Below are 9,137 nucleotides of genomic sequence, written 5' to 3'. Positions count from 1 at the left end.
GGCTGGAGGTCTGCCTCCTGGTTTTCCCCAGGTGAGGTGGTTGTTCAGGGCTTGTAGTAGCGTGGGTGTTTTGCGTAGCTGTTAGCCCGGTTGTGCGCTGGTGGGGCAACGGTCTTTCCTGGTGTGGTTTGAGAATATTTCTGGCGATTTATTCTCAAGATTGCCTGCCGGGTGGGTGTCTAGTTAGTGGGGGTTGGAGTGTGGACCCCTTATGAATAAGCCTCTTTGGCGAACAGTCCTACCCACCTTGAGATAAGTAAGGCTACTTGGTAAAATTGTGGGTGCAAGTTGCTCTCAATGAGGAGGAACCATGAAGGATATTTACGCCAAGAAAAGTCCAGCCAAGGTTGGCCTGAATGCGGTGCTCTGCCTAGTCATTGCGCTTCTTTCTGCTTCATCTGCGATGGAGCGCTCGGGGTTCTTTGGAGTGCTGCTATGGGTAGGCGCTCTCTTCTTTGCCACCGCTGCGATTGGACTAGCTATCTACCTAGCCATGGGTCGTAAGGCCCTCGCCATCACAGCAGAAGGAATCCTGAACAGAACGACTATCTCAGCAAGATCATCGGCTCTCATTCCCTGGGAAGCTGTTGGTGGAGTCTCCAACGATCTAGGCGGAATCAAGATTCACCCCAGCTCCCATGCAGACGCAGAACGTCACATAAACCCGCGGAACCAGGCCATTATGACCCAGCACCTCACGCTACCTTCTGGAATGAAAAAGCGCGATCTCATACAAGCTATCGAGGACTATCGAGATTTCGCGCATGGTGAAGCCAAAGTTGCAGCCATAAATACCAGCCGATAGGTCTGCAATAAAACCTCTAAACTGAACATGTCAAAAAACGTCGATATGCTGAGCGCGGAAGACACCCTCCGCATCCCCAAGAAGCTCGGCATGAGCTTCCTGATTGGCGTGGGATGGATAGCGGTGGGCGCGTGGTTTATCCACAACCCACCGGACTGGAGGTACCACCGCGTCCTGGCATCCGGCGTGGGGTGCATTGTGGCCGGCATCTTCACCTTTATCTACTACTGCCGCCGCAGGTACGCCCTGATTCTCACTCCCGAGGGTTTCTACAACCACTCAACGGTTCTTGACCTCGGCAACCACCTGATTCTGTGGAGCGTCATCGGAGACATCGCTGCTGATAGACAGGGCAAGGAAATCAGGGCAGTCATCGCTGATACACACGCCTATAACTGGACCTTAACCGGTATTCGCGTTAACCCGAGTGACCCACGAAGGCGCAGCAAACTCAACTATCACTATCTCAACGATGGCCATGAAGCTACCCGAGGGGATGAACATAGAAGACCTGGCAACAGTCATGAGAGGCTACCGCGATAGAGTTTTGAACCAACCCACGGTAGAAGATTCTTAAAATCAAGAGAGCTGTCCTTAGTGCTAGGTTGGGAATAACCACCTTCCTACAAACAAGGACTCCCATGAACATCGCTAGTCTTGGTGAAAGAGTCGGCGCAGCCCACTACTATCGCGGTATTCCCTATGCGCGGGCGACCAGGTTTGCTGCGCCGCGTCCGCTCAGCCTCGACGACCTACCCGCCAGCTTCACCGCCACCGACCCTGCCCCCGCTGCACCCCAGCACGTCCGCCCCGGCAAAAAAGGAATGCGGCAGGCCCCACTCATGAGCGAAGACTGCCAAAACCTCACCATCGTCACCCCGGCGGACGTCCGTACCAGCGAGCGCCTGCCGGTCATGGTTTACTTCCACGGCGGCTCCTACGTCTACGGTTCCGGGGACGGGCAACGCTACGACCCCTACCTGCTGGTCACCGAGCACCGCCTCATCGTGGTCAAGGTGACGCATCGGCTGGGCTACCTGGGCTTTATGGGTGGGGCGTCCGGACGTCCTGCTAATCTCGGGCTGCTCGATGCCCGCCAGGCCCTGCGCTGGGTCCGCCGACATATCGCGGGTTTCGGGGGAGACCCTGATCATGTCACCGCCTTTGGGCAGTCAGCGGGTGGCGACCTGGTTGCCCGCCTCATGGTCGCAGACGGTGTGGCGGAGGAAAATCTCTTCCAACAGGTCATCATTCAAAGCGCCCCCTTGCATCTGATTCACGGCAAGGACGCAATGACCCGCCACCTGCTGACCGTCACCTCCCAGATACCCCTGGACGCACCTGCCGAAGTGTGGGCGCGGGCGTCCCACCGGCATGTGATGGCTAACCCTTTCCGGTTCGGGCTTGACCGCGCCATGATGCCCTTCGGCTGCCACTACGGGCACTACCCCCTGCCTGCCGAGGAGAACGAGGACGTCGCCTACCGGGCTGTTGCAGCCCATTTCAAGGTTCTCGTGGGGTCCCTGGAGCGGGAATCGGGCTACTTCACCCCGCCGCTGACCGGTAGGGCCGGGCGAGCGCAACGGGCTCTGCTGGAAAAGCAGATTCGTTCATTTTCCCAGCGGCTGTACGCAGATCCGGCGCGGGTCTTTGCCCAGCGCCATCAGGACGCCGGTGGACAGGTACTTGCCTACCGGCTAGCAACGGGGGCGGCGGGGGACCCTTTCGAGTCTGTCCACTGCACTGATCTTGCCCTGCTCTTTGATAACCCTATTTGGGAAGGTAGTCGGCTGTGGGCGGGGGCTAGTAGGCAGAACCAGGAGAAGCAGGGCGCGGCTCTTCGGTCTATCTGGGCTGGCTTCGCCCGCACGGGGGAGTATGCCCGGGAGTGGTTTGAGGTAGCTAGGCTGCAAGAGGTGGTGTAAGAGAACCAGGGGGGCAGTGGCTGCAGCAGAAAGAATCCCTTGACACGGCTCAGCTTCAAGTCATGATTGTTGTTAAGTACCTACATGAAAGGTGGATGTTATGACTGGTATCAAACCCTCAACAATTCTTACCTCAAGGCAACTGGTTCAAGATGTCAGCGCGGCAAAACGCGCAGCTTCAGTAGACCCTGTCATTATCACCGATAGGGGTACTCCCTCATTTGTGCAGATGACCTATGAGGACTACAGAAAGCTTGGAAAACAAGACCAACCAGATGGGGCTCAGTTTCTGCAAAAGATATCTATGCAAGAAGATATCGACTTCGGCTTCGAGCGTCTTAACTTCGAGCCTCGCCCTGCTGGGTTCTGATGTATGTACTAGACACCAACCTTGTCAATGAGATTCGCAAGGTGCCAGCCACGAAAAACCCTGCGGTGCAGTGATGGCTTGAGTAGCAGTATTCCTACAAGCTTTTTATGAGGCTATTCTATCTGACCGGCCGAGTAAAAACCTCAACGGTTGAAACCACATCACCTTGGGAAAAGTCCTTGACCTCGCCACTAGGGGTGTAGCCTATGGCCCGCCAGAAAGGTTCGGCGACCTCTGCATTAGTTGCCACAATTCCCAACCGTAAGGTGCTGATTTCTAGGTGCTGCCGAACCGCTCCCAAGTAGGCGTCGTGCAAGGCCCGGCCCACCCCGCGTCCTCGCGCCTGCCCAATTATGCGGCCCCCTCCACCAGTCGCTCAATAAACCTGACCGCATTATCGCGGGTGCGAGCTATACGCTCTTCGAGGGACAGGGTCTCGTCCATCTGGCGAATACCCGCCGGCTTTTTCTTGCCCCGCACATAGTCGGTGCAGGCCAGATTGGAGCATAGGTAGGTTCCGATGGTGTTGCCGCGTCGCCCCGACTCGCCCGGCCGGGCCGCCGTATACAGCGAAATCCCCGACCCCGGGTGCAGAGTCAGGCAGAACTGGCACATCTGAGCGGCCTTACTCTGCGCCTTAGACTTCTGCAGCAGCACGCCCTGCACCTGCCCCTCATTTTCTACGACCAGGCAGCCCTTGAGCGGGCTTTTCGGGTCGAGCCAGGAGAGGAAAATCAGGTCGTCCCCAATTCTGCTCCTTGAGGTTGGGTAGGTTGAGGCGTTTAGCCTCGCCCTTAGAGCAGTTAATAAAAGATGAGCGGACGGCAGCTTCGGTAAGTTCTTGCATACCTGCAAGTTTACCCCGTGATGGTGGCTACCGCGCTGGCACAAGGTTACGTAGAATCTCTGCGGCTGGCCCGCCCCTCACACCCGCATAGGGTTCTCCCGCCCAGGCATGAATCCACTCAATATCACCGCGTAGGGCAGCTGCCTGCCTCAACGGACCCGTCACCTCATGCACGCCCGGGTAAAGAGCGGGAGCAGTATCGTGATAGCGCTCAACCCAGCTATTCTGGATGGCACGGGCATAGCGGCCAGTAAAAGCCCTTGTCATCTGAGTTTCTCGCGCAGGGGCTTGTAACAGGTTTCGATGGGGCTTTGACGTTCCAGCCTCATCTGCCAGTAAGAGCATGGTGCCTAGCTGAACAGCTATCGCACCAGACGCGAGAAGGCTTTGCACCTGCTCAGCGTTGCGGACTCCGCCCGCAGCTACCAGGGGCACAGTGCAAATTCTCCGCACCTCCTCGAGTAACCGCGGTAGCGGCAACTCATTCAGCTCATCAGTCACAGAAAAAGTGGACTGGTGCCCACCTGCGGCAGGGCCCTGCACACAGAGGAAATCAGCGCCAGCTTCTTCAGCGGTAAGGGCGTCCTGAGGGCGGGTAACGGTTACGCCTACCAGGGAACCGGACTCCTGCAGCAACTGCATCATATCGGCGCTGGGGCAGCCAAAGGTAAAAGTCACCACAGCAATACGGTGAGAGATAACAACCTCCATGAGCTCGGTGAAAACCTGAGACTCGCTCTCACCCGTAGCTTGTGCCTCACCCGGCTCACTTCCCAGGTATTTCGCTACCGGCTGTAGCGCGGAGGTAAACCGCGCAAGTTGCTCCCCGGCGTCCTCGGGTATTTGCTCATCGGTGATGGGCATAAAGAGATTCACACCAAAAGTGCGGCTGGTCAGCGCCCGGATCTGCTGGATCTGACGTGTAAGAGCTTCAGCAGAAAGATAGCCACCGGCTAAAAAGCCAAGTCCACCGGCTTCTGAGACTGCCGCAGCGAGCTCAGGCGTAGAAGGCCCGCCAGCCATGGGTGCGGCAACCAGCGGTATTTCGAGGTCAGAGAAAGAAAACACGGGGCTCCTCACGTCAGTCCTTGCTGCCTGTAAGTCTACCCCCCCACCGCTCCTGCACCCCGGGAATATCTCGGCCCCGCACCCGGTTGAAACAGGTGCACAACACCACCTGAAAGGCCGAATGAACATGACTTCGCCCCTCTTTGAACCCTTTACCCTGCGTTCTATGACCACCCGTAACCGTCTCTGGGTTCCGCCCATGTGCCAGTACTCGGTTGAAGAGAAGGACGGCAAACCTACCGCCTACCACATTTCCCACTACGGGGCTCTAGCCCGGGGTGGAGCCGGTGCCGTCATCGTCGAAATGACCGGAGTTGAACCCGCCGCCCGCATTAGCCCCTACTGCCTAGGCCTGTGGAGCGATGACCACACCGAAGCCTTCAAGCCGGTCGTCGACGCCATTCACGCCGGGGGAGCTAAGGCAGGCATCCAGATTGCTCACGCCGGGCGGAAGGCATCGACGCCCGGTGAGCTGGTTCCGCACGAGGGCGGTTCTCTGGGGGAGGACGAGGGTGGTTGGGTCACTCTGGCCCCGTCCGCTCTTGCCTACCCCGGCTTGAAAGAACCGCAGGCCCTGACCGAAGAGAAAATTGACGACCTCGTGCAGGCCTTCGCTGCGGCTGCCACCCGCGCGGTGGCTGCCGGCTTTGACTTCATTGAGATTCACGGGGCCCACGGCTACCTCATCACCCAGTTCCTCTCACCGCTGTCGAATCAGCGAGAAGACTCTTACGGCGGATCCCTGGAAAACCGGGCCCGCTTTGCCCGCAGGGTTGCCCAGGCCGTGCGCGACGTCATGCCCGCCGAGATGCCGCTTATCGTCCGCCTGTCAGCCACAGAGTTCGTGGAGGGCGGCATTACCGTTGAAGAGACCTCGCAGGTGGTGCGCTGGCTGGCTGAGGACGGCGTGGACTTCGCCGATATTTCCACCAGTGGAAACTACCCGGCAAAAATTAACGTCTATGCGGGCTACCAGGTACCCATGGCTGCTCAGGTCAAGCACGAGAGCGGTCTTCCGGTAGGTGCTGTTGGCATGATTAACTCGCCGCGGCTGGCTGAGTTCATTGTGGGGTCAGGCCAGGCCGATGTGGTGCTGGTTGGCCGGGAAGCCCTACGCAACCCAGCCTTTGCCCTGCACTGGGCGAACGAACTCAAGGTCGATATCGACTACGTGCCCGCCCAGTACCGCCGGGCCTGGGGCACCCGGCGCTAGATAGCCTCCATATGGTTGACGCGGTTGACGGTGGCTTTTAAGATTAAGAATCATAGAGCCAACCAGGGAGGTTCTCATGTCCTACACCATCGACCGCAAAGACGCTCATGCCCAAGCTGTTATCGACCAGCTCGTTGCTGAGTTCACTCGTGACCTAGAAAGTCTACCCGCTGATTTTTTGGCGTCTATTGACGATCTAGAAGATGTTAAAAGCCGCATGAGGTCGCTAGTGGCCCGCGCCAGTGTCAAGGGCTACGGCGACCTCATCGGGCCAGTCTACGACCTCGATAGCACCATGAAACTGCTCAAAGTTACCAGCCGGGCAGCCATTAGCAAGCAGGTCAAACACCACAAGTTACTGAGGCTGACCATCGAAAATAGTGAGTCGATTTTCCCTGTATTTCAGTTCGAGGGCAGAACTGTACGGGCAGATATACAACAGGTGCTGCGAGCCTTTGGCAATGCAGACTCATTCGCTATTGCCCAGTGGTTCAACACGCCGCTCGACGGGGTAACTCCCTTAGATTTACTTGATCAAGGCCGACTCGATACAGTTTTGACCGAAGCCCATGCTCTTGCAGCAGGGTGGCAGGCAGCATGACCCGGCAAAAAATAGCTCAGCATGGTCCTATGCCTGGGTCCAATCTCTCGCTGACTCCCTCTATAGAGTACGAAAAGGGTAGCGAATTTTTCCGCGCCCACAGTCAGCAGTACGACCCCTGGTATTTTTCTTCATCGATGCAGGGCCGTTTTGACCTGCCTGAACCCCAGGGAACCTGCTATCTCGCAACCAACCCGGGTGCTGCCGTCCGCGAGGTTCTAGGTAACAGACTCAGCCAGTCCGGGCGCCTGCCCCAAAGCCTCGCCGAGGGAAGAGTGATTTCGCGGTTGCCTCTGCCGTGTTCAGTGCGTTCTGCGCATATTTCCCACGATGATGCCTTTATCCTGGGGATTACCGGAGAACTCACAACCATGCCTAGTTACGAGGTGCCGCAGGCCTGGGCTCAAGCCTTGTATAAGGCAAGGTTTGGCGCGATAACCTACCGGCCCCGATTTTCGCCGGGAGACTCTTTAGCTTTAGCTCTCTTTGGTGACGCCGGTGCGGCCCAATTGCCAAGTAGATTTGAGAGTACCCTGGCTGACGCCGCAACTAGTCTTGGCTTGGAGCTTTACGCGACACAGTCCCGAGACCTTTATACATTTGCTACTTTCACCGAGAGCGATTAGCGATGCAGATTCCCGACTACACCACCGATGATTTCGAGCTACCCGGTGTGCCCGATGCCTTCCAGCGGCTCTGGACGCCCCACCGCCGCGCCTATGTGAAAGGTGGGCAGAAAGACTACACCGAGAATACCTGCCCCTTCTGCGACGCCCCTGACCATGACGACGCTGAGTCGCTGATTGTGCACCGCGGTGAGCATGCCTACGTTATCCTCAACCTCTACCCCTATAACCCCGGGCATCTGCTGGTTTGCCCCTATCGGCACATCCCCAACTATGACGATGCAACACTGGAGGAAACCGCCGAAATTGCAGCCCTGACCCAGAAAGCAATGGGAATCCTGCGAGAGGTGAGCCGCGCAGCCGGCTTCAACATCGGCATGAACCAGGGCAAGGTCGGCGGGGCAGGGGTCGCCGCCCACCTGCATCAGCACATTGTGCCCCGCTGGAGCGGCGACACGAACTTCCTGCCCATCGTGGCAGGCACCAAGACGGTCACACAGACCCTGGACGAGATCCGAGAACTGCTCAGTACTGCCTGGGATTGCTAAGCGAAGGCAGCAGGAAAGCCAAGTAAGCCCGCTGGCTCGGGGCTGGCGTGAATGATATCGAGCGCCCCAGCGCGAGATATCAGAGGGTCGGCGGGCGTTTGGCTGCCTGCTGCCTGCTGCCTTATGGCGACTATATTCCTAGAACAGGGATTCCTGCACGGATGCCGGGGGAGTGAGCTCCCCGTGCTGGCGGCAGGCTCTGTTGGAGAGTTCTGCGGTGTTGATCAGGAAGGTCTGGTCGGGGTCGCCGAAGTGGGCTGTCAGGAATTTGCCGGTTCCGCCGGTGATATAGAAGCCGTGAGCCCCCTCGGTGAGGGTGGGGTAGGCCGTAAGGGGCTCGGGGTTCTCCGCCCGTAAGGACGCGTAGGCCCGGCTCATTGCCAGGGAAGGCACCCAGCGGTCTGCGGTGATATCAAACCCCTCAATGGTGTCTTGGGCATCTTCGAGCGCCCAGGTGGCGTTTTCCACGGCCATGTAGTGCTCAGACTTGAGGCGCTCGGTGCTGGCTGGGTCAATCCAGGCCTTGTATTTGGTGGAGGCCCGTTTGAACTGGGTGAGGTTGGCCTCGTGCGAGACCAGGTCTTCCAGCTGGCGCACGATGATGCCGGTGTCTGCTCGGGCTACGAAGGTGGCTGCGGCAACAGCCTGGTCGTCCAGACGGCGGGGGTTGGAGTGCAGGGAAGCGGTGCCGACCTTAGATGTGCCATCGGGAAAAGTGGCAATGTAGAGGTAGTGTTCAAGGTTGACATATGCCAGAGCTGCCTCGTTCATGCGGGAGCCCAGGTGAATGCGGTGAATGGGTGCGAACTCGTCGCGGGCAAAGCAGGAGTCGCACTGCTTGCCCTTGGTGATGGTGTTCCCAGCTGGGCAGGGAACCTGGTGAAAACCAATGGTGTCGACAGCTGCCCGCGAGTAACCGCTGCAGTAGGTGCCAGCACCGAGCACGCCGGCCGGTAATGTGGTGAGGCCGAGGAAGCTCCCCGGGGTTATGGCAATTGTTTCAATCTCACCGCTAGGTTGACCATCAAGCAGAGGCTCAACTTTAAGGTAGGGGGCCCTGTCGCGCCAGGTGATGTCACGCCAGATAAATTCGGGGTAGGTCACGAGCTGGTTCATGAAAGTAGTCATACAGAT

Annotated in this window: 12 protein-coding genes; 8 read left to right on the top strand and 4 right to left on the bottom strand. The window is 58.2% G+C overall.

The window, feature by feature from the left end; translation table 11 throughout:
* Window positions 1-310 precede the first annotated feature (310 nt).
* The 4 genes from ACRCJM_RS09925 to ACRCJM_RS09910 all read left to right on the top strand — a co-directional run bounded on the left by ACRCJM_RS09925 (window position 311) and on the right by ACRCJM_RS09910 (window position 3,100).
* On the top strand, window positions 311-805 hold the full coding sequence (locus ACRCJM_RS09925; RefSeq protein WP_431464775.1) for a hypothetical protein: 495 nt from the start codon (window positions 311-313) through the stop codon (window positions 803-805).
* Between the two features lie 27 nt (window positions 806-832).
* Complete coding sequence (locus tag ACRCJM_RS09920; protein ID WP_431464774.1) at window positions 833-1,348, top strand: hypothetical protein; 516 nt, start codon at window positions 833-835, stop codon at window positions 1,346-1,348.
* A 98-nt stretch (window positions 1,349-1,446) separates the two neighbouring features.
* Window positions 1,447-2,730: a carboxylesterase family protein gene (locus ACRCJM_RS09915; RefSeq protein ID WP_431464773.1), complete on the top strand. Its 1,284-nt coding sequence runs from the start codon at window positions 1,447-1,449 to the stop codon at window positions 2,728-2,730.
* A gap of 100 nt (window positions 2,731-2,830) precedes the next feature.
* Complete coding sequence (locus ACRCJM_RS09910; protein WP_431464772.1) at window positions 2,831-3,100, top strand: type II toxin-antitoxin system prevent-host-death family antitoxin; 270 nt, start codon at window positions 2,831-2,833, stop codon at window positions 3,098-3,100.
* A 351-nt stretch (window positions 3,101-3,451) separates the two neighbouring features.
* Here the strand turns inward: ACRCJM_RS09910 and ACRCJM_RS09905 are convergent, their stop codons facing one another.
* From ACRCJM_RS09905 to ACRCJM_RS09895, 3 genes are read right to left on the bottom strand one after another with little or no spacing between them, the layout of a single operon-like run.
* The gene (locus ACRCJM_RS09905) at window positions 3,452-3,790 is read right to left on the bottom strand and encodes an FBP domain-containing protein (RefSeq protein WP_431464781.1); all 339 of its coding nucleotides are present in this window, start codon (window positions 3,788-3,790) and stop codon (window positions 3,452-3,454) included.
* Complete coding sequence (locus ACRCJM_RS09900; protein WP_431464780.1) at window positions 3,774-3,947, bottom strand: FBP domain-containing protein; 174 nt, start codon at window positions 3,945-3,947, stop codon at window positions 3,774-3,776. The genes ACRCJM_RS09905 and ACRCJM_RS09900 overlap by 17 nt, the downstream gene beginning before the upstream one ends.
* A gap of 27 nt (window positions 3,948-3,974) precedes the next feature.
* Complete coding sequence (locus ACRCJM_RS09895) at window positions 3,975-5,015, bottom strand: NAD(P)H-dependent flavin oxidoreductase (protein WP_431464771.1); 1,041 nt, start codon at window positions 5,013-5,015, stop codon at window positions 3,975-3,977.
* Window positions 5,016-5,142: 127 nt separating this feature from the next.
* On the opposite strand from ACRCJM_RS09895, the gene ACRCJM_RS09890 reads away from it, so the two are divergent.
* From ACRCJM_RS09890 to ACRCJM_RS09875, 4 genes are all read left to right on the top strand, one after another.
* A complete protein-coding gene (locus tag ACRCJM_RS09890; RefSeq protein ID WP_431464770.1) occupies window positions 5,143-6,228 on the top strand; it encodes an NADH:flavin oxidoreductase/NADH oxidase in 1,086 nt (361 codons plus the stop codon).
* 76 nt (window positions 6,229-6,304) lie between these two features.
* Window positions 6,305-6,829, top strand: coding sequence for a hypothetical protein (locus ACRCJM_RS09885; protein ID WP_431464769.1), 525 nt, complete (start codon window positions 6,305-6,307; stop codon window positions 6,827-6,829).
* Window positions 6,826-7,455, top strand: coding sequence for an RES family NAD+ phosphorylase (locus tag ACRCJM_RS09880; protein ID WP_237185751.1), 630 nt, complete (start codon window positions 6,826-6,828; stop codon window positions 7,453-7,455). The genes ACRCJM_RS09885 and ACRCJM_RS09880 overlap by 4 nt, the downstream gene beginning before the upstream one ends.
* Before the next feature lie 2 nt (window positions 7,456-7,457).
* Window positions 7,458-8,003 (top strand): HIT family protein, encoded by a 546-nt coding sequence (locus ACRCJM_RS09875; RefSeq protein WP_431464768.1) that lies wholly within the window; start codon window positions 7,458-7,460, stop codon window positions 8,001-8,003.
* 138 nt (window positions 8,004-8,141) lie between these two features.
* Here ACRCJM_RS09875 and ACRCJM_RS09870 read toward each other — a convergent pair whose 3' ends face one another.
* A complete protein-coding gene (locus tag ACRCJM_RS09870; RefSeq protein WP_431464767.1) occupies window positions 8,142-9,131 on the bottom strand; it encodes a hypothetical protein in 990 nt (329 codons plus the stop codon).
* Window positions 9,132-9,137: the final 6 nt, after the last annotated feature.

The organism is Rothia sp. L_38, from assembly GCF_050689125.1.
In the GTDB taxonomy this organism is placed as follows: Bacteria; Actinomycetota; Actinomycetes; order Actinomycetales; family Micrococcaceae; genus Rothia.
The sequence above is the reverse complement of the archived record's forward strand: the minus strand, read 5'-3'. Positions and strand labels throughout refer to the sequence as shown.

Bases quoted from the DNA above. Each gene is read 5' to 3' on its own strand.
- ACRCJM_RS09925 (WP_431464775.1), top strand. From the start codon at position 311: ATGAAGGATATTTACGCCAAGAAAAGTCCAGCCAAGGTTGGCCTGAAT.
- ACRCJM_RS09920 (WP_431464774.1), top strand. From the start codon at position 833: ATGTCAAAAAACGTCGATATGCTGAGCGCGGAAGACACCCTCCGCATC.
- ACRCJM_RS09915 (WP_431464773.1), top strand. From the start codon at position 1,447: ATGAACATCGCTAGTCTTGGTGAAAGAGTCGGCGCAGCCCACTACTAT.
- ACRCJM_RS09910 (WP_431464772.1), top strand. From the start codon at position 2,831: ATGACTGGTATCAAACCCTCAACAATTCTTACCTCAAGGCAACTGGTT.
- ACRCJM_RS09900 (WP_431464780.1), bottom strand. From the start codon at position 3,947: ATGCAAGAACTTACCGAAGCTGCCGTCCGCTCATCTTTTATTAACTGC.
- ACRCJM_RS09890 (WP_431464770.1), top strand. From the start codon at position 5,143: ATGACTTCGCCCCTCTTTGAACCCTTTACCCTGCGTTCTATGACCACC.
- ACRCJM_RS09885 (WP_431464769.1), top strand. From the start codon at position 6,305: ATGTCCTACACCATCGACCGCAAAGACGCTCATGCCCAAGCTGTTATC.
- ACRCJM_RS09880 (WP_237185751.1), top strand. From the start codon at position 6,826: ATGACCCGGCAAAAAATAGCTCAGCATGGTCCTATGCCTGGGTCCAAT.
- ACRCJM_RS09875 (WP_431464768.1), top strand. From the start codon at position 7,458: ATGCAGATTCCCGACTACACCACCGATGATTTCGAGCTACCCGGTGTG.
- ACRCJM_RS09870 (WP_431464767.1), bottom strand. From the start codon at position 9,131: ATGACTACTTTCATGAACCAGCTCGTGACCTACCCCGAATTTATCTGG.